The organism is Marinobacterium litorale DSM 23545 (genome assembly GCF_000428985.1).
Taxonomy (GTDB): domain Bacteria; phylum Pseudomonadota; class Gammaproteobacteria; order Pseudomonadales; family Balneatricaceae; genus Marinobacterium_D; species Marinobacterium_D litorale.
The window spans coordinates 85,853-104,163 of sequence record NZ_AUAZ01000006.1; the positions used below are offsets into that span (position 1 = coordinate 85,853).

Sequence of the window (18,311 nt, forward strand, 5' to 3'; positions counted from 1 at the left end):
AGGAGGTACGTGATGCGAAACAACCCAATCTCCGCCACCATCGATTTCGACAAAGAGGGGATTCAGCACGGCTTCCTGCGTCTGCCCTACTCCAGTGATGAATCCGCCTGGGGCGCGATCATGATCCCGATCACCCAGTTCAAGAATGGTGATGGCCCCACGGCACTGATGACTGGCGGCAACCACGGGGACGAGTACGAAGGCCCTGTGGCCCTGTTCAACTTCGCAGGCCGCCCGCAGATCGATGATATCCAGGGCCGCGTGATCATCATCCCGGCCATGAACTACCCGGCGTTTCAGCAGGCTCGAAGGGTTTCGCCCATCGACCGGCTCAACCTGAACCGTATCTTTCCCGGCCGCCCTGATGGCAGCACCACCGAAGTCATTGCAGATTACTTTTCCCGCTACCTGGTGCCGATGTCCGATTATGTACTGGATATCCATTCCGGCGGTAAAACGCTGGACTTCGTCCCCTTCTCCGCCTCGCACATTCTGGACGACAAGCACCAGCAGAAGCTCTGTGAAGAGGCAGCCAAGGCGTTCGGCGCGCCCTACCGGGTGCAGATGCTGGAGATCGATGCAAGCGGGCTCTACGACACCCAGGTCGAGGAGAGCGGCAAGGTGTTTGTCACCACCGAGCTCGGGGGCGCTGGAACCACGTCACCCGAGTCGGTCGGTATCGCCCGCCGCGGTGTGGATAATTTCCTGATCCACGCCGGGATCCTGAAAGGTGAACTACACTTGCCGGAAACAGAAACGGTGAGCCTGGATATGCCCGACTTTCGCTCCTATCTGTTCAGCGAGCACAACGGGCTGGTGGAACCCTGTGTATCCCTCGGCGATAGTGTCCGGGAGGGCCAGGTGATGGCACGGATCCACAATATCGAGCGCACCGCCGTACCCACGTGCGAATACCGCGCCCCCCGGGACGGTATGGTTATCGCGCGTCACGTGCCGTCGCTGGCCAAGATCGGCGACTGCCTCTACGTGATCGGTGAGGTGCTCTAACCCATCGGTCATTGTCCCACCGGGAGAGAGACTCTCTCTTCCGGTCCCACTGTAAAAAGAGAGTTTCTCCCCGTAACCGCAGGATTAAAGAAAACACCTCCCGGCTTCCTGAACCACAATACAGTCAACGCTGACATCGAAGACTCCCCAGGAGGGCCAGACTATGCTGTCTACTCAAAAACGCCACGAACGCGATCCACACCTGGATTCTCTGGCTGACCCGACGCTGCTGCGTGAATTTGCCTACATCAACGGCGAATGGTGCTCCGGTGAAAATGACGCACGGACCGATGTCTATAACCCGGCCAACGGTGTCTGGTTGGGCTCTGTCGCCAGCATGAGCGCTGAGCAGAGCCGCAACGCAGTGCACCTGGCCAACGCGGCATTCGAAGCCTGGTCGCGCAAGCTACCCCAGGAGCGGGGCAAGATCCTCGATCGCTGGTACGACCTGATGATGGAGCACAAAGAGGACCTGGCACTGCTGATGACCCTGGAGCAGGGCAAGCCCCTGTCAGAATCCCGGGGTGAGATCGACTACGCCGCCTCCTTCCTGGAGTACTACGCCGAAGAGGGCAAGCGCCTCAATATCGAAAGCGTCATGTCTCACCTTGAGCGGGCCGAAGTTGAACTCTGGCGCGAACCGGTGGGCGTCGCGGGCCTGATCACTCCCTGGAATTTCCCCTCGGCCATGCTGACCCGTAAAGCGGGTGCAGCTCTAGCGGCCGGGTGTACCGTGGTGGCACACCCCTCCTGGGAAACTCCCTTCTCGGCGCTGGCGCTGGCAGAACTGGCTGAGCGCGCAGGTATGCCGGCGGGCGTATTCAATGTGGTGACCGGCGAAGCCCCCACCATTGTAGGCCCCTGGACCGAGATGCCCGAGGTGCGCGCCCTGTCATTCACCGGTTCCACCGAGATCGGCAAGCTGCTGTACCGCCAGAGTGCCGACACCGTCAAACGTCTGGTGCTGGAGCTGGGTGGACACGCGCCGTTTCTGGTATTTGCCGATGCGGACCTGGAGCATGCGGTGGACTGCGCCATTGACGCCAAATTCGCCACATCCGGTCAGGACTGTCTGGCCGCCAACCGTATACTGGTCGAACGCCCGGTCTATGACGCGTTCTGTAAACGCTTTGCCGAGAAAACCGCCGCGCTCTCCATCGGCCCGGGTATTGATGACCCGGTCATTGGACCGCTGATGAACGAGAAAGCCGTGGCCAAGCAGGTGGAGCAGGTCAGCGACGCGCTTGAAAAAGGCGCCAAGCTGCTCACCGGCGGAGATATCCACAAGGCCGGCCCGCTGTTCTATCAGCCCACGGTATTGGCGGATGTACCGGCTGACGCGGCCATTTTCCATGAAGAAACCTTCGGTCCGGTGGCCGCTATCGCGCCCTTTGACACTGAAGCCGAAGCGATCAGTCGTGCCAACGACACCGAATATGGTCTGGTGAGCTATATCCACACGGAGAGCGCACACCGTATCTACCGCCTGACCCGCGCCCTGCAGTACGGCATGGTCGCGGTCAATCGAACCAAGGTCACCGGCGCGCCTATCCCCTTCGGGGGGATGAAGCAGTCCGGTATCGGACGCGAAGGTGCCCGGCTGGGCATCGAAGCCTTTACTGAAGTGAAATATGTCTGCCGGGACTTTGAATAAGCGCCGGATAACCCACTGGAGGATGTTATGACTGATATCAATGAACTGGAAAGCTGGGATCGCGGAAACTTTTTCCACCCCTCCACACATCTGGCCGACTTTGCCCGTGGCGATGCACCGAACCGCGTCGTCACCGGCGGCAAAGGTGTCTTTATCAATGATATGAAGGGCAACAACCTGCTGGATGCGTTTGCCGGCCTTTACTGTGTCAATGTGGGCTACGGCCAGCAGAAGGTGATCGACGCCATCAGTAAGCAGGCCAATGAGCTGGCGTACTACCACGCCTACGTGGGTCACGGTACCGAAGCATCGATCACCCTGTCGAAGATGATCCTGGATCGAGCCCCGGACCATATGTCGAAGGTGTACTACGGCCTGTCCGGCTCCGATGCCAACGAGACCAACGTCAAGGTCGTCTGGTACTACAACAACGTGCTGGGCCGTCCGCAGAAGAAGAAGATCATCTCCCGCTGGCGTGGCTACCACGGCTCCGGCCTGATGAGCGGCTCTCTAACCGGCCTGCACCTGTTCCACAAACAGTTTGATCTGCCGCTGTCCCAGGTTATCCACACCGAAGCGCCCTACTACTATGGCCGTGAGGATGGCAGCCTGAGCGAAGAGCAGTTCTCCGCCCAGTGTGCGGCGGAACTGGAGAAGCTGATCGAACGCGAAGGTGCCGATACCATCGCCGCCTTCATCGGTGAACCGGCGCTGGGTACCGGCGGCCTGATTCCGCCGCCCAAGGGCTACTGGGAAGCGATTCAGGCTGTGCTCAACAAGCACGATATCCTGCTGATCGCCGATGAAGTCGTCACCGGCTTTGGTCGCCTGGGCAGCATGTTCGGCTCCACTCACTATGGACTCAAGCCGGATATCATCACCATCGCCAAGGGCCTGACCTCCGCCTACGCACCGCTGTCCGGTTCCATCATCTCCGACAAGGTCTGGAAGGTACTGGAGCAAGGCACTGACGAGTTCGGTGTATTCGGCCACGGCTGGACCTACTCTGCGCACCCGATCGGTGCTGCCGCCGGTGTAGCCAACCTGCAGCTGGTGGACGAGCTGAACCTGGTGGGCAACGCAGCCGAAACCGGCGCCTACTTCAAGCAGGCGATGAAGGATGCCATCGGCGACCACGCCAACGTGGGTGATGTTCGTGGTGAAGGGCTGCTGTGCGCGGTAGAGTTTGTTGAGGACAAGGCCGAGCGCCGCCGCTTCGAAAATGTCGGCACCACAGGTGGCAAACTGGCAGCCGCCCTGCTCAAGCGCGGCGTCATTGCCCGCGCCATGCCGCAGGGTGATATCCTCGGCTTCGCGCCCCCGCTATGCATCACACGGGAAGAGTGCGATCAGGTGGTCAGCGCTCTGCAAGGCGCGGTCGAAGAGGTGCTGGGCTAACGCCACCCGTCTTCTGATGTTCTAACTGCAAGGGGCCTGAACGGCCCCTTTTGTCGTTAACACTGTGCAGGAACAAGGCATGAGATCGATCCCCCTGATCGCCAATATCGAAAGCGATGAACGTGACGCCTGGTTAACCCAGCTAAACACAGTGCTGCCGGATACCGAGGTGCGCCCGTCCGAGCAGTTCAATACAGATCAGGCGGCTAACGCCGATGTGGCGATTGTCGCCAACCCCTCTCCGGATGAACTGCGCCGGTTCACAGGCTTGCGCTGGGTACAGAGCGTCTGGGCCGGCGTGGAAAAGATGGTCAAAATGCCTGAGCTCGCGGAGATTCCCATTGTGCGTATGGAGGACCCGGAGCTGGCTCGCACCATGGGCGAAGCCGTTCTGGCCTGGACACTCTATCTGCACAGAGATATGCCGGAATATGCGCGCCAGCAGAAAGAAAAAATCTGGCAACAGCGGCCCTACACACCACCTGACGAGTGTGAGGTTGGCGTGCTGGGCAGCGGGAAGCTGGGCAGGGCGGCAATTGAGGCGCTACTGACATGCGGCTTCCGTGTCAGTGCCTGGAGCCGGTCCGAGCAGCAGATCGACGGTGTCGATCATTACGCCGGGCTGGAGCGTTTGCCTGCCCTGCTGGCCCGTTGCGATATTCTGGTCAGCCTGCTGCCTTTAACGGCCGACACCGAGCACCTGATGGATATCCAGCGTCTGGCCCTGCTCAAGCCCCAGGCCGCCATTATCAACTTTGCACGTGGCGCAATTTTTGATGAGCAGGCCCTGCTACGCCAGCTTGATCAGGGTGCCCTGCGCCATGCCGTGCTGGATGTGTTCAGCACCGAACCGCTGCCACCGGACAACCCTTTCTGGCATCACCCGGCGGTTACGGTATTACCCCACATATCCGCGCCGACCAATGTCAAAACCGCCAGTTTAATCGTCCGCGACAATCTGCAGGCCTACCAAAAAGATGGAACCATTCCGCCTGCGGTTAACTATCGACGGGGCTACTGATTACGGGGCAAACGGCGGTAGAATAGCGCACTTTCAACCCAACCTTTCGAGGTCCCTATGCCTAAGGCATCCGAACTTAAGCGCGGCCAAGTCATCGATATCGACGGCAAGCTGATGCTGGTCCAGCAGATCGACGTGCGTAACCCCACAGCCCGGGGCGCGTCGACACTTTATCGTGTCCGTTTCAGCCAGATTCCCGGCGGCGGCAAGCATGAAGCCACCTACGTGGGTGACGATATCGTCAAGGATGTGGCACTGGAGCGCCGTCAATGCTCCTACCTCTACCGTGAGGATGATCTGTTCTACTTCATGGATGCCGAGGATTACAGCCAGTACGGTATTAACGCTGATGTTATCGAAGATCAGCTGCCCTACCTGATCGAAAACATGGAAGGGATTATGGTTTCCCTCGTGGATGGCCAGGCGATCTCGATCCAGCTGCCCTCCATCGTCGTTATGGAGATCGTCGAGACCGTACCCGGTATGAAAGCGGCCAGCGCCACCGGACGCACCAAAGCGGCCCGGTTTGCCAACGGGCTGGAGATCCAGGTCCCGGAGTACCTGGAAACCGGCGAGAAAGTAAAGATCAATACCGAAACCGGTAAGTTCAGTTCCCGCGCCTGATCCTCTACCGTTCGCCCAGTTGCCAGCCCTGCTGGGCAATGCGCTGACGAAAAGCGCGCCAGCAGGTCTGTGCCTGGGCGGCGGTCATCCCCTCCCCGCTGTCCGCATAGCGCTCGCGGTTAAAGCCGATCTCCACCGGTACCAACACATCCTGCAGCCAGGGGTAATCGTTGCCCACCCGGTTTAGCCATAGACTGGCCGTTTCGTGCCGTGCACGGCCCTGTCCCCGGCGCTCAAGCCAACTTTCCAGCGCAGCAAGCAGATGAGTTGCGGCCCTCTCCGGTGACTGCTGCAAGCGATGAAGAAAACGCCGCTCCAGCCATCGATCACGCAGTTTCTCCCGGTTGCGCCACGCCCAGATCAACAGCCCCAGAACCAACAAGGCACAGAGTAACAACAGCAGTTTTACCCACAACGGAAGCTGTGACACGGCGATCAGAGCGCCGAGCAAGGCGGCCACCATGGACAGGCCGATATACTCCAGCAACCCCGTGTCCGCTCTTTGCAACCGTTGCTCCACGTAATCAAGGGCCTGCTCCAGTGCCGACCGTGCAGCCGTTCCCGGGTTATCGTTGACAACAAACTGCACCCAGCCCTGGCCCGGCAGATAGAGCTCGGCCCAGACCACGGCGCTCGCGGAAGTGACCTCCCAAGTCCCGCTGATCGGGTGACGGGTATCAGCGCGATATCCACTCACCACCCGGGACGGGATCCCCTGGCAGCGCAGCATCAAGGCAAAAGCGCTGATTCGCTGCATGGCCGTTAGCCCCGCCCCCTCCTGGAACTGCTCCGGATCCAGCTCAATGCGCGAGGACCCGCCCATTTTGCCAACGACTGCTCCCCGCTCCAGCAGATAGCGTTCAATCTCTCGGCCGGCGGCCAGGGGGGCGCGGTCCGCCACCAGACGATCACTTAACGGGCAAAGCGCGTGAGCAGACCCCGGTAACTGCAGCCATTGTGCTCCATCCGCCTGACCAGGCGACAGACGGCGGCCATCCACTTCACCACGAGCCGACTCAACCCGGTACTGCAATCCCGGTTCTAACGGCCCCGGCAGGTAGACATTCCCCCTTGGATCTATTCGGATCACCCGGGTCGGCAGTGCGATGCGAAACGCCACTGGCGATACCGGCAGGGCTCCGGGCATCTCTTCTACAACCTCAATCTGCTGTACTGTCACCGGGAATCCACGCGGCACATCACGCTCGAACAGGCCGTCCGACACTCGGTAAAAGCGGTCTCCCATCCCCGGGGCCGCCCGGCTCCAGCTCTCCCCGTTAAAGTGATCGAAAATCTGGGCCTGCAGGAGCGGGCGGGAGTCACTGTCCACCTTTAACAACAGCCGGGGAGGCTCGTTATCAGGCGCGCCGCCCTCCCCCAGAATCGGCTCCTGCGCCAATGTCGGGGGCGGTGGCTGACCCTGCTCACCCTGGCCCGAGCCGCCACCGCCGGAGCCGGAACTGCCTTGCCCCCCGCGCTTTGCGCGCCCCTGCTGATCTGCCATCGACTCCCAACCGCGGTTGCCATAAGTGAGTTCAGCATCCTGTGGCACCCAGGATTTATAGGTGGGTTCGGGTTGCGGCAACAGCCAGTAGAGGATTGCCGTCAGGCCCAGAATGGACAGGGTCACCGGCAATGCGGCCAGCGCGCTGCCACGGCCTCGATACTGCGCCACCTGCTGACGCACGCGAGCCAATTGCAGCTGCATCAACACAATCACGACGCTGAGCAGATACAACGCGAGCAGTATCGAAAAGCTGCGGGAATAGGTTGAGGCGTAGAGCATCAGGCCGATCGACGCGAGGATCAGCATGAACAGCTCACGGCGGTTGCTCAGCGTACAGGACAGCCCCAACGCGATGAACAGCATCAGCATCATCATGCCGTTCAGCAGGTCACCGCGCATTAAGCCGGGCAGCGCCAGCAGAAGCCCGATAACAACGGCGAAACCTTTTAACAGCCGCATCCAGCGGGCCGGAGCACGGCTGTAACGGAAGCCGGAAAGCAGAGCGCCGCCCGCCAGCAACGAGATTAGAAATGCGCCCACCAGGTTATTGGTCCAGCCGAATGCGGCCAACGTCAGCATCATCCACAGCGCCCCATAGACGCCGCCACTCAATCCCCCGTTCATGATGCAAACACCTCCGCCAGATTGGCCCCGCGGCTGATCCAGTAGAGGTCTGGCACCGCCATCTGGCGCAGGGACGGCGCCTGGGTTGCCGCTCTCTGACGAAAGCTGGGGGCATCAAACGCCACCTGGACCGGGGCCTGATCAATGCGAGAAGACAGCGCGGGTGCCGCCGGAATGGTCGAAGGAGACTCCGCGGTGTGGAACAGCCAGAGCCGCCCCTGTCGACCGGCCAGTGTCGCTGCCTGTTCAACCGCCTGGCGATAATCGCCGGGCGTGTCGGCTTCTACACCGGCCAGAAACTCCAGCGCATGGCGGTAGTGATGCCAGCCACTGTCTGGGGCCAGCCAGCGCACACCATCCATCTGCTGACAGAAAACGCCGACCTTATGCCCATTTTCAGTGGCATAACGAGCCAGTGATGCAGCAATACGCACCGCATATTCAAAACAGCTCTCCCGGCCGCTACCCGGGTTCGCACCCGGATCCGCATTAAGCACAATCACCAGTTCAGCGTTTTCGATCTGCTCATATTCGCGGACCACCCACTCACCCCGGCGCGCTGACGCACGCCAGTGAATATGGCGCATACTGTCGCCGCGCCGATAATCCCGCACGCCAGCGAAAGTATCCTGACCACGACTGGCCGGGCCCACCTGATGACTGTCGGTGGGAAATCCGGTTTGTCCCGCCAACATCAGCCCCTGTATCGGGAAGGTTGAAGGCAGCACCCGGATTTCGGTCAGGCTATCGGTCAGCGGCAGACTCACCCGCATCAATGCCAGCGGAAACTCCGAGCTCACCTGCAGTGGGCCGATCGTATGGATACCACGACGCTCACAGGTAATGCTGTATTGAAACTGCTGCCGCCCCCTGAGCCGCGCAATCAGCACCGGATAGTCGGGTTGATCGAGAAATGGCAACCGATCCCGAACCTGCAGCATATAGCGGGCAAAGAAGCCTTTGGCCTGCAACTGGAGCGCCACCTCGATCTCATCGCCCTCATGACTTTCCGCCGGCAGCTCACGACTGACATGGATCCCACGCACATTACGCCGTGGCAGCCAATAGCCAGCGATCAGTGTCGCACTCAGCAAAACGCCAAACTGGTACAAGCGGCTTTCGCCCGTATTCCAGGCCGCCAGCAGAATCAGCACCGACAGCGTACCTAGCCAAAACCCCGGGTGGCGCCAGATCCCTTTGAGCGCCGTCAGCGCCCTCACAACGCCTGCGCCGCGTCCAAGACCGGCGGCTCAACCTGCTTTAGAATCGCCTTCACCAGGTCCGTTTCGTGCAGTTTCTTCATCCGTGCCGGCTGACTCAGGATCAGGCGGTGTGCCAGCACCGGCTCAGCCACCTTGATCACCTGATCCGGCGTCACATAGTCCAGGCCATCGATCAACGCCGCCGCCCGTGCCGCTTTCATCAACGCCAGAGCGCCGCGTGGGCTGGCGCCAAGCTCCAGATCCGGATGCTCCCGACTGGCACGCACAATATCCGCGATATAGCCCAGCACCGGCTCCGAAATATGCACCTGCTCAACCGCCTCCTGCAGAGCCCGCAACTGGGCGATCGAAATAACCGGCTTAAGGTTATCGATGGGGTGACCGGTGAACTGCTGCTGGAGAATCCGAATCTCTGCATCGCGATCCGGGTAACCCATGGAGAGACGCATGAAAAAGCGGTCGAGCTGCGCTTCCGGCAGTGGATAGGTGCCGTGATACTCCACCGGGTTCTGGGTGGCAATCACCATGAACACCTCCGGCAGGGTCCGGGTCACCCCTTCCGTGGTGACTTGAGCCTCAGCCATACACTCCAGCAGGCTGGACTGTGTCCGTGGCGACGTACGGTTGATCTCATCGGCCAGCAGCACATTGCAGAACACCGGCCCCGGCATGAACTCGAACCGATGCTCCTGCTGATTGAAAATCGAAACCCCGGTGATATCCGAGGGCATCAGATCCGGCGTGCACTGCACACGACGAAATTCCAGATCGATACTGCGGGTCAGCGCCCGCGCCAGCATCGTCTTACCCAGGCCCGGCACATCCTCCAACAGAAGGTGACCGCGGCACATCAGGGTGATCAGCCCCAGGGTCAGCGTGCGATGTTTACCGACAATGGCTTGCGCCATGTTGCTGTGCAGGGCTTTGAAATGCTTGAGATGTTCGCTCATCCTGAGCCTCCCAGGTGGTTGAGGATCGACAGGAAGTCAGACAAACCGAACATGGGGGCGGGTGTCAGAGCGAGCCTCCCTGGGATTACGGCCGGATGGAACTTCCTGTTCCTGTGCGCGAGCTTAAAATCAACCCCAATGCCAGTCAATCAAAGCGCGTTAACCCTGTATGCTTGATTCGGCCAACTTCGCTAAACTGTTTGGATTATCGCCAATCAGGATGAGAGAGGATTCAACCATGCGCTGCCATGAAGTGGACTATGAATTAATCGGCTCTGAAATGCAGCTGGTCGAGGTGGAACTGGACCCCAACGAGACCGTGATCGCAGAGGCCGGGGCGATGACCTACATGGAAGAAGGGATCGATTTCGAAACCCGCATGGGTGATGGCTCCGATCCCGACGAAGGCTTCATGGGCAAGCTGTTTTCCGCCGGCAAGCGCGTATTCACCGGCGAATCGATCTTTACCACACATTTCACCAACCGCGGAGCCGGTAAACGCCGGGTCGCCTTTGCTGCGCCCTACCCCGGCAATATCGTCCCGCTCGATATGGCTCAATATGGCGAGAGGATCACCTGTCAGAAGGACGCCTTTCTCTGCGCAGCACTGGGCACCAAGGTCAGTATCACCTTTAACCGGCGCATCGGCTCCGGGTTATTTGGAGGTGAGGGGTTCATTCTGCAAAAACTTGAAGGCGATGGCATGGCCTTTATTCAGGCCGGCGGCACGGTCATCGAGAAAAAGCTCAATGGCGAAACCCTGCGCGTGGATACCGGGTGTCTGGTCGGTTTTACCGAGGGCATCGACTACGATATCCAGCGTGCCGGCAACCTGAAATCGATGATCTTCGGCGGCGAAGGACTGTTCCTGGCCACTCTGCGCGGCACCGGAACCGTCTGGCTGCAAAGCCTGCCATTCTCGCGCATGGCGGATCGCATTATCGCAAACGCGCCCTCCCATGGCGGCAGCGATAAGGGCGAAGGCTCCGTGCTGGGCGGGTTGGGCCGTCTGATCGACGGTGACCGCTGATACGTCAAACGGGAACCAACAAACCGGATAGCTATGAAACGTGTGATCTTTTTTACCGGGGCGGGGGTCTCGGCCGAGTCGGGCGTCCCCACCTTCAGAACCGGCTCCGATGCGGTGTGGGAAAACCACCGCATTCAAGATGTCTGTCATATCGACACCTTTGAGCAGAACTATGACCTTGTTCACCAGTTCTACAACCAGCGACGTACGGCTCTGGCCGGCGTTGAGCCCAATACCGCCCATCGCAAAATCGCGCAGGTGCAACAGGGGGCACCGGAGCGCGTCATTCTGATGACCTCCAATGTGGATGACCTGCATGAGCGCGCGGGCAGCCCGAGGGTCCGGCATATCCACGGCAATCTGCTGGAGATGGTCAATCTGGACAGCCGGGAGATCATCCCGCTGCACTACGAGGCATTCGACTACACGGCGCAACAGGGCCGCTTCAAACCCAACGTAGTGTTTTTCGGTGAGATAGCACCGGTGTATGCCGAGCTCTTCGAGTTGATGAACAGTCTCACAGAAGAGGATCTGGTCGTGGTGGTGGGCAGCAGCGAAAGCGTCATCGCCTTCTGCGCCGAGGCCTATATCGGCAGTCAGGCCGCGGCCACGATTCTTTACGTGGACCCCGCTCCCACCAACACCTACGACCGTCAATCGATTACGCCCTACAACAAACACTACCGCATAAGCGCCACCGAGGCGTTTGCCGAGGATTCGGAACTGGTCCACCTGATCGAACAGTGGCTGGCCTGAAAACAAAAACCCCGCCACAGTGGACGGGGTTTACCTTTTCCGCGGATGAGACTTACTCCACAGTAGAGATACTGTTCAGGTAAGCCTTATCGGAGATGTTGGTCCATTTGCGAACCTGCTTGAGGTAGCTCTGCTGGCTCTCGATGATTTCAGCAGCCAGCGGGTCGGCTTCAGCCTGCTCCACCAGCAGCTTCTCGGTGGCCTGACGCAGCGCATCGATCACCGCCGGCGGGAACACCTTGTGGGTCACGTTCGGATACTCTTCCTTCATCTTATCCCAGGCTGCACTGTTCATATGCGTGCTCTGTGTGTACATGTCGTAAGCTGCGGTTCGCATGGACACACGCAGGATCTCTTGCAGATCCGCCGGCAGATCATCCCACACCTTCTTGTTCACCAGGAACTGCACCTCAGCTGCGGGTTCCTGCCAGCCGGAGTAGTAGTACTGGGCGATACGGTGGAAGCCCATCGGCAGATCGAGAGCAGGGCCAACCCACTCCAGCGCATCGATGGTGCCGCGCTCCAGAGAGGTGTAAAGCTCGCCCGGTGGGATATTGGTCACGGCAACACCCAGTTCAGACATCACCTCACCGGCAAAACCGGGGGTGCGCATTTTCAGACCCTGAAGATCTTCGACGGAGTTGATCTCCTTTCGGAACCAGCCACCCATCTGATTACCGGTGTTACCGCCTGGGAATGAGAGCATGCCATGGGGCTCATATACCTTCTGGGCCAGCTCCATGCCGCCACCGTGGTAGAACCAGGCATACTGCTCCGGCACGGTCATGGAAAACGGTACAGTGGTAAAGTACATGGTGTTTGGCACCTTACCCTTGTAATAGTAAGACGCGGTATGGCCCATGTCGTACTGACCGGCCTTCACCATGTCAAAAATGCCGAACGGTGCCTTGTGCTTGTTGCCGGAGTCGATACGAATCTTCAGACGGCCACCGGACATGGTTTCCGCCATCTCCGCCATGTGTTTGGTGGTATCACCCAGGATCGGCGTATTCGGGCCCCAGGTCTCCGCCAGTTTGAGTGTATAGGTGTCTTCGGCCAATGCCGGGGTGCCAACAAACGTCAGCAGGGTCGCCAACGCAGCGACCGGCTTGAGCCGTGCAAAGCAGCTTTTCATCATGGTTCAGTCCAATTGTCATAATTTGTCGGTAAGGTCAGCCGCCCGATCATAGCGTGGCCGAGGTCTGGGAAAAAGGCCCCTCAGCCCTTCTCACGTCCATGATTGACCTATATTCCTGTCCCTTTGATCAAACTGGCTCAGCCCCGGTCTTCCTGCTAATTTCAATGACACCAATTACCTGGACGATATGACCTGCGGTACCTTGCAGGATATGGGTTACACCATCGACTACACCGCCGACAGCAGCGGCTTCTCTATCGTCTAAACCTTAAAAACCACTTAGCGAGTCAAGGAGGACTCATGCTGAAACACCTCACTCTGGCAGCCACGCTCGCAGCCACCGCGCTGCCCGTATGGGCCGAAGTATACAAGTGCCGCAACAGCGAAGGGCGACTCCAGTTCCAGGCCCAACCCTGTGACAACCATCCCTCCGAACAAGTCAAAATCGCGCCACCCACTTCAAACCCCGGTAACTACAAAGCCCTCCAGCGCCGTGCCGAACAATCCTTCGAGCAGCGCCGCCAGGAGCGAGCCATTGAAGAATCCAGAATGGATGCAAAATCGCAACGGATACTCGACAAGCGCCGGCACCAGCGCCGTCTCGATGAACTGGCAGGACTGGGTAAAGTCGTCGTCGGTATGGATGAAGATCAAGCCACCCGCGCCTGGGGCCACCCCTGCGAGGTCAAGCGCTCCGGCAGCGGGCAAAAATGGACCTACTGCGTAGGGGAGTATGAGCGGGATTATCTCTATTTTCGGGATGGATTGGTGTGATCTAGTGAAGTAATTGTCCCAGGGATATAAGCGGGATTAAATGGGATGAAACGGGATTAAGTGGGATGGATGTCACGGGATACGCGGGCTTTGGAGGGTTGGCGCGATTTCCGTGAAATGTTAGAGGGCGGATCGATTTAGCGCAACGCCAACGCGCCAACGAGTAGATCTTGCGCGTGTTTTGTCACTCTTCGAGCGGCGCGGCTAAAAAGACAATCAATGCGCTCAACGTGGGCGTCCTGCCCCGTTAGACATCCTTTCCGATCCAGACCACCCTGCCAATCACTTCCAGGTCGTCGGCCTCGCTTGGTTCGACGAGCTGTTCCTTATACTCCTTGTTGTCGCTGAGCAGCAGGATGCCTTTGTTCCAGAGAGTCTGCACCCGTTTCACGATCAGGTGGTGGTCGGTGCGGATCACGTAGATGGAGCCGTCGGTGAGCTCGCGCTGGCTGGTATCGATCATGACTGTGTTGTTGTCGCTGATCGTCGGCTCCATCGAGTCGCCTTTAGCGAACACCAGCACCAGGTCTTTTTCGTTCAGCCCCCTGAAACGCAGCCACTTGCGCCGGAACGCCAGTTTTCGCGAGGGCTGCTCGTTATCGGGCAACGCGCCTGATCCGGCGGCTACCTGGATGCTGTAGCCGGGTATCAGAGCGAATTCCTGGCTGAGTTCGGCCCCTGCTGTATCGACGCTCAGACGTGACGCCAAGCCCGCCAACAGATCTTCACCCATCGGGTTGGCGCCTGCAATGGCGCGGAGCAGCTCGTAGTCCCCTATGCTGAGATCCTTTCCGGCCGCTGCCGTATCCGCAGCTTCCCTGGAAGACTGGAGTAAACCAACCGCTTCTCTGAAGTGCACCTCTTTCCTGTCCGCAGCGTCTTGGTCTCCCGCCTCAGCTAGGTAGATATCTTCCCGTCGCTGCTCGGCATCGCTGAGATCACCAAGGCGCATCGGCCCGTCTCCTGTCGCGAGCCATGCAATGGAGACCCCAGTAAGGCGAGCCATTTCGACAATTGGCTCGAGCCTCGGTTGACTGGTGCCGGCGATGATCCTGTGCAATTGAGCCTCAGATAGGCCAATCATTTTTGCGAGCTGCTTCTTCCCGCCCACGAATGAGCTGATCTCGCTAATGCGAGTTCCGATTTCATTCTCCTGAAAAGGAACATCGTTCCCTTTCGTTTCTGATCCTTCGTCTGTCGGATTATTCATTTTTAAACAATGCCTTATCGCAAAAATGATTCAAAAACCCCTCTCGGAGAAAAGGAACACGCAAAAATGACTTGACGTACAATCAGTTTTGCGACTATTGTTGACGCGTAACGCGCACTAATGCGCGCCTCAAAAACTACCCACAGCGGAGCCCAAAAAAATGAGCAAGCAAAACACTCGCCCACAGGACTGGCACCGAGAAGACATCATGGCCGCGATCCGTAAGAAAGGCACCACGCTCGCCGAGCTTGGTCGCCACCACGGCTACAGCAATCCGACCGCTCTATACAACGTATTCCACAAGCCCTATCCCAAGGTGGAGATGATCATCGCCGCCTTTCTGGAAGTGGAACCCGCCGAGATCTGGCCCTCGCGCTACATCAAGCCAGCCATAGATTTTAAGACAAATATTACCCATTCGCATTGTCGCATAGCGTGACCTCACGCGCATTGGAATCGATGTATTGAGCCTAGCCTCGGCTGCCTGAAACGCACAGAGGCAAAAGCTGATTTTGTTTGGAAGGGGTAACCAGCGCGATGGGACAGAAGCGACGGAAAAACTGGAGCCGGGAACAACCGATTAGCCTCCGGCACGGTTCAGAACTGTGCATCGGTCACGCGCATGACCGGATGAACCGCAGCGTCGAGCAGATCGCCGACCTGATGGGGGAAGCCAGCCACTTCACGCTTTACAAGTGGATGGAGTCAGGCCGGATGCCGGCGGTGAAGATTCGCGCCTTTGAGCATGCCTGCGGCGCTGACTTTGTCACTCAGTATCTGGCGCATAGCGCGGGCTACTTGCTGGTGAAGGTGCCGACCGGCCGCAAAGCTGAACATCGCGAACTGAACGAGCTGAGCCTGTTTGCCCACGAGGTGCTGGGGCTTCTGATTCAGTTTTATGACAGCCATGAAGGCGCCGATGAAGCCGTTCTGGCCGTGACCCGCCTGATGGAAGACCTCGCATTTCAGCGGGGCAATATCGAAAAACATCAGCAGCCCGAGCTGCTGCTGGGAGGTGAGTGATGGATTACCAGGCACTGATCGACACCCATTTTGGTTATGCACAGCGGCGCAGCCCGGCCTATCAGGCTGGCCTCAAAGCCTGGCTGCAGCGTGCCCATGAGGGCATTCCGGTTGCCACCTATTCAGGTGCCTACCGAGAAGGCACTGCTGAGTTTGATGCCTTTTACGCCGGGGCTGATGACGCCTGCATGAAATGGCGTGATGTCCTGCCGAACGAGCAACTGGCTGACCTGAAGCCGATACGAGGTGGATCATGAAACAGTGGTTCACGTCCCAGGAATTGGAAGCAATGCAGCTGCCGGGGATCCCGACAACTGTTCGCGGCATAAATAAAGTAGCCGAGCGCGAAAATTGGGAGTCCCAAAAGCGCGCATTCGGAAAGGGCTACGAATACCACATCAGCAACCTCCCCCATGAGGCCCGGCAGGCGTTAGAAGCCCACTTCGCCCGCGAGATGCTAACGCGTCTCGACGACACGCCGCGTCAGCTCAAGCCGGTGACGGCTGCGCTGCCGAACGTGCCGATGACGCACAAGCAGCGCGCCGCTGCCGATGCCCGTGTGACCATCATCAACGCGATCGACGGGATGCGCAGCCAGGGCATCAGCCTTAATGCTGCGCTGACGACTCTTTTGACACAAGCGGAAACCGGCCAGCTCGCTGAGCTCAACCCGGTGCTGGATAAGGCGCTGCAGCTGGCTAAGGATTCGCGTGGTCGCGGTGGTCACTCACCCTACCCCAGCGCTCGCAGCCTCAAGCGATGGATTACCAAAGACGTTAAGGATCTGGCTCCCAAGAAGCGCGAAAAGGACATGGTGCCGCCTACCTGGGCGAATGCCTTCCTGGTGTGCTGGCAGAAACCGGAAAAGCCCAGTGTCGAGCACGCCTACCGCCAGTTTATCGATGCCTGGGCCAGCGATGAGCAGCCGCCCAGTATTCATGCCGTTCGCCGCTTCTTGAAGAAGATGGGATCGGTGGCCAAGCAGCACGGTCGCATGGGGCCTCGTGAGCTGAAGAACATCATGCCGTTCGTGCGCCGGGACTTCAGCTCTCTGCTGCCGGGCGACATCTACAGCGCCGACGGCCACACCTTCGATGCCGAGGTACAGCACCCGCTGCACGGCCGCCCCTTCCGCCCGGAGGTGACCACCTGGATCGATATCGCCACCCGCAGAGCTGTGGGCGTATCGGTGGCCCTGGCCGAGAGCAGCATCGCCGTCCTGGATGCCCTGATCGATGCCTGCGGCAAGGCGGTACCGGCGGTGATCTATGTGGACAACGGCTCTGGCTACTGCAACGCCATGCTGAAAGATGAGGCCACCGGCGTGATGGCGCGGCTCGGCAGCACCATGACCCACTCGCTGCCCTACAACTCCCAGGCACGGGGTGCGATCGAGCGCATTCACCAGACCCTGTGGGTTGATGGCGCCAAGAGTCTGGCCGGTTACATGGGCGCGGATATGGACCGCGAAGCCCGGCACCACCAGTTCAAACTCAGCCGCCAGGCGATGAAAGGCGGCCGCCAGACCCTGATGCCCTGGGCCACTTTTATGGAATGGGTGCATCAGCGGATGGACTGGTACAACAACCGCCCACACAGCACCTTGCCCAAGATTACCGATGCATCCGGCAAGCGCCGCCACCTGACGCCCAACGAAGCCTGGAACCACCACACCGAACAGGGCTGGGAACCGCTTACGCTCAGTGGGGACGAAGCCGCCCAGGTCTTCCGCCCCCGCGTGACCCGCAAAGTGCTGCGCGGCGAGATCCAGGTGTTCGCCAATCGCTACTTCAGTCAAGAGCTGACGGAGTGGCATGGCGAAGAAGTTCAGGTGGCCTATGACCTCAATAACCCGAATCACATCTGGGTATTCGACCAGGAACACGACCGCCTGATCTGCCGTGCCGAGTGGAACGCCAACCGCACCGACTACATGCCGATGTCGGTCATCGAGCAGGCCCGCGAAAAACGATACGAGGGCCGTCTGCGTCGCATCGAGAACAAGCGCGTGGAGATTGAGGAAGAACGCCGCGGCCGTCCGCTCCTGGAGCATGACGACAGCATCAGCCTGGGTGCCTTGGGCAGTATCAACGGTGAGTTGATCCGCAAGCAGATGAGCAAGCCGGTGGATGAATATGAAGATGTACCGCTGAGCCGGTTTGAGCTGATGACTCCGGAAGAGCGCTGGGCCGAGCACTGCGCTGTTGCCCGCGGCGAGATAAGCCTGCCGCCAGAGGAACAGTACTGGTTTGAGAGCTACGCAAGGAATCCTGAATACAGGTCGATGAAAAGACGACACGAAGAAAGCGAAGAAGAGGGCTGGGGCCGGCAGCCGCAACCTGCCGAACCCCAAGGATCACGTAAGGAGTGA

The 18,311-nt window shown here is 59.3% G+C and carries 17 protein-coding genes; 12 read left to right on the plus strand and 5 right to left on the minus strand.

Annotated features, from left to right (window positions below):
* Positions 1 to 12 precede the first annotated feature (12 nt).
* From doeB to efpL, 5 genes are all read left to right on the plus strand, one after another.
* Positions 13 to 1,008 (plus strand): N(2)-acetyl-L-2,4-diaminobutanoate deacetylase DoeB, encoded by a 996-nt coding sequence (doeB, locus tag G403_RS0106915; RefSeq protein WP_027853350.1) that lies wholly within the window; start codon positions 13 to 15, stop codon positions 1,006 to 1,008.
* 163 nt (positions 1,009 to 1,171) lie between these two features.
* Entirely contained in the window at positions 1,172 to 2,662 is a 1,491-nt protein-coding gene (locus G403_RS0106920) for an NAD-dependent succinate-semialdehyde dehydrogenase (protein WP_051298663.1), read from the plus strand.
* Between the two features lie 27 nt (positions 2,663 to 2,689).
* A complete protein-coding gene (locus G403_RS0106925) occupies positions 2,690 to 4,060 on the plus strand; it encodes an aspartate aminotransferase family protein (protein ID WP_027853352.1) in 1,371 nt (456 codons plus the stop codon).
* Positions 4,061 to 4,139: 79 nt separating this feature from the next.
* Positions 4,140 to 5,081 carry a 2-hydroxyacid dehydrogenase gene (locus G403_RS0106930; RefSeq protein WP_036232896.1) on the plus strand — a complete coding sequence of 314 codons (942 nt, stop codon included), beginning with the start codon at positions 4,140 to 4,142 and terminating at the stop codon, positions 5,079 to 5,081.
* A gap of 57 nt (positions 5,082 to 5,138) precedes the next feature.
* The gene (gene efpL / locus G403_RS0106935; protein WP_027853354.1) at positions 5,139 to 5,705 is read left to right on the plus strand and encodes an elongation factor P-like protein EfpL; all 567 of its coding nucleotides are present in this window, start codon (positions 5,139 to 5,141) and stop codon (positions 5,703 to 5,705) included.
* Positions 5,706 to 5,709: 4 nt separating this feature from the next.
* On the opposite strand, the gene G403_RS0106940 is transcribed toward efpL, so the two are convergent.
* Genes G403_RS0106940 through G403_RS0106950 form a run of 3 tightly spaced genes read right to left on the minus strand, consistent with a single transcriptional unit; the run spans position 5,710 to position 10,009 of the window.
* Positions 5,710 to 7,836, minus strand: a complete 2,127-nt coding sequence (locus G403_RS0106940; protein WP_027853355.1) for a transglutaminase TgpA family protein — start codon at positions 7,834 to 7,836, stop codon at positions 5,710 to 5,712.
* Positions 7,833 to 9,056 (minus strand): DUF58 domain-containing protein, encoded by a 1,224-nt coding sequence (locus G403_RS0106945; protein ID WP_027853356.1) that lies wholly within the window; start codon positions 9,054 to 9,056, stop codon positions 7,833 to 7,835. Before G403_RS0106945 ends, G403_RS0106940 begins: the two co-directional genes overlap by 4 nt.
* Complete coding sequence (locus tag G403_RS0106950) at positions 9,053 to 10,009, minus strand: AAA family ATPase (protein WP_027853357.1); 957 nt, start codon at positions 10,007 to 10,009, stop codon at positions 9,053 to 9,055. The genes G403_RS0106945 and G403_RS0106950 overlap by 4 nt, the downstream gene beginning before the upstream one ends.
* A 238-nt stretch (positions 10,010 to 10,247) precedes the next feature.
* Between G403_RS0106950 and G403_RS0106955 the strand changes: the two genes are divergently transcribed.
* On the plus strand, positions 10,248 to 11,039 hold the full coding sequence (locus G403_RS0106955) for a TIGR00266 family protein (RefSeq protein WP_027853358.1): 792 nt from the start codon (positions 10,248 to 10,250) through the stop codon (positions 11,037 to 11,039).
* A 33-nt stretch (positions 11,040 to 11,072) separates the two neighbouring features.
* Positions 11,073 to 11,795 carry an SIR2 family NAD-dependent protein deacylase gene (locus tag G403_RS22485; protein ID WP_036232900.1) on the plus strand — a complete coding sequence of 241 codons (723 nt, stop codon included), beginning with the start codon at positions 11,073 to 11,075 and terminating at the stop codon, positions 11,793 to 11,795.
* Between the two features lie 52 nt (positions 11,796 to 11,847).
* Here G403_RS22485 and G403_RS0106965 read toward each other — a convergent pair whose 3' ends face one another.
* A complete protein-coding gene (locus G403_RS0106965) occupies positions 11,848 to 12,933 on the minus strand; it encodes a TRAP transporter substrate-binding protein (protein ID WP_027853359.1) in 1,086 nt (361 codons plus the stop codon).
* Between the two features lie 300 nt (positions 12,934 to 13,233).
* Here G403_RS0106965 and G403_RS0106970 point away from each other — a divergent pair, with 300 nt between their 5' ends.
* Positions 13,234 to 13,707 carry a DUF4124 domain-containing protein gene (locus G403_RS0106970; protein WP_027853360.1) on the plus strand — a complete coding sequence of 158 codons (474 nt, stop codon included), beginning with the start codon at positions 13,234 to 13,236 and terminating at the stop codon, positions 13,705 to 13,707.
* A gap of 247 nt (positions 13,708 to 13,954) precedes the next feature.
* Here the strand turns inward: G403_RS0106970 and G403_RS24870 are convergent, their stop codons facing one another.
* Entirely contained in the window at positions 13,955 to 14,917 is a 963-nt protein-coding gene (locus G403_RS24870; RefSeq protein ID WP_084403966.1) for a S24 family peptidase, read from the minus strand.
* A gap of 160 nt (positions 14,918 to 15,077) precedes the next feature.
* Here G403_RS24870 and G403_RS22495 point away from each other — a divergent pair, with 160 nt between their 5' ends.
* From G403_RS22495 to G403_RS22500, 4 genes are all read left to right on the plus strand, one after another.
* A complete protein-coding gene (locus tag G403_RS22495) occupies positions 15,078 to 15,356 on the plus strand; it encodes a helix-turn-helix domain-containing protein (RefSeq protein ID WP_036232903.1) in 279 nt (92 codons plus the stop codon).
* A 98-nt stretch (positions 15,357 to 15,454) separates the two neighbouring features.
* Positions 15,455 to 15,940: a hypothetical protein gene (locus G403_RS0106985; RefSeq protein ID WP_027853361.1), complete on the plus strand. Its 486-nt coding sequence runs from the start codon at positions 15,455 to 15,457 to the stop codon at positions 15,938 to 15,940.
* The gene (locus G403_RS0106990; protein ID WP_027853362.1) at positions 15,940 to 16,197 is read left to right on the plus strand and encodes a hypothetical protein; all 258 of its coding nucleotides are present in this window, start codon (positions 15,940 to 15,942) and stop codon (positions 16,195 to 16,197) included. The genes G403_RS0106985 and G403_RS0106990 overlap by 1 nt, the downstream gene beginning before the upstream one ends.
* Positions 16,194 to 18,311, plus strand: a complete 2,118-nt coding sequence (locus tag G403_RS22500; protein ID WP_051298665.1) for a Mu transposase C-terminal domain-containing protein — start codon at positions 16,194 to 16,196, stop codon at positions 18,309 to 18,311. The genes G403_RS0106990 and G403_RS22500 overlap by 4 nt, the downstream gene beginning before the upstream one ends.

Bases quoted from the DNA above. Each gene is read 5' to 3' on its own strand.
- doeB (WP_027853350.1), top strand. From the start codon at position 13: ATGCGAAACAACCCAATCTCCGCCACCATCGATTTCGACAAAGAGGGG.
- G403_RS0106920 (WP_051298663.1), top strand. From the start codon at position 1,172: ATGCTGTCTACTCAAAAACGCCACGAACGCGATCCACACCTGGATTCT.
- G403_RS0106925 (WP_027853352.1), top strand. From the start codon at position 2,690: ATGACTGATATCAATGAACTGGAAAGCTGGGATCGCGGAAACTTTTTC.
- G403_RS0106930 (WP_036232896.1), top strand. From the start codon at position 4,140: ATGAGATCGATCCCCCTGATCGCCAATATCGAAAGCGATGAACGTGAC.
- efpL (WP_027853354.1), top strand. From the start codon at position 5,139: ATGCCTAAGGCATCCGAACTTAAGCGCGGCCAAGTCATCGATATCGAC.
- G403_RS0106940 (WP_027853355.1), bottom strand. From the start codon at position 7,836: ATGAACGGGGGATTGAGTGGCGGCGTCTATGGGGCGCTGTGGATGATG.
- G403_RS0106950 (WP_027853357.1), bottom strand. From the start codon at position 10,009: ATGAGCGAACATCTCAAGCATTTCAAAGCCCTGCACAGCAACATGGCG.
- G403_RS0106955 (WP_027853358.1), top strand. From the start codon at position 10,248: ATGCGCTGCCATGAAGTGGACTATGAATTAATCGGCTCTGAAATGCAG.
- G403_RS22485 (WP_036232900.1), top strand. From the start codon at position 11,073: ATGAAACGTGTGATCTTTTTTACCGGGGCGGGGGTCTCGGCCGAGTCG.
- G403_RS0106965 (WP_027853359.1), bottom strand. From the start codon at position 12,933: ATGATGAAAAGCTGCTTTGCACGGCTCAAGCCGGTCGCTGCGTTGGCG.
- G403_RS0106970 (WP_027853360.1), top strand. From the start codon at position 13,234: ATGCTGAAACACCTCACTCTGGCAGCCACGCTCGCAGCCACCGCGCTG.
- G403_RS24870 (WP_084403966.1), bottom strand. From the start codon at position 14,917: ATGAATAATCCGACAGACGAAGGATCAGAAACGAAAGGGAACGATGTT.
- G403_RS22495 (WP_036232903.1), top strand. From the start codon at position 15,078: ATGAGCAAGCAAAACACTCGCCCACAGGACTGGCACCGAGAAGACATC.
- G403_RS0106985 (WP_027853361.1), top strand. From the start codon at position 15,455: ATGGGACAGAAGCGACGGAAAAACTGGAGCCGGGAACAACCGATTAGC.
- G403_RS0106990 (WP_027853362.1), top strand. From the start codon at position 15,940: ATGGATTACCAGGCACTGATCGACACCCATTTTGGTTATGCACAGCGG.
- G403_RS22500 (WP_051298665.1), top strand. From the start codon at position 16,194: ATGAAACAGTGGTTCACGTCCCAGGAATTGGAAGCAATGCAGCTGCCG.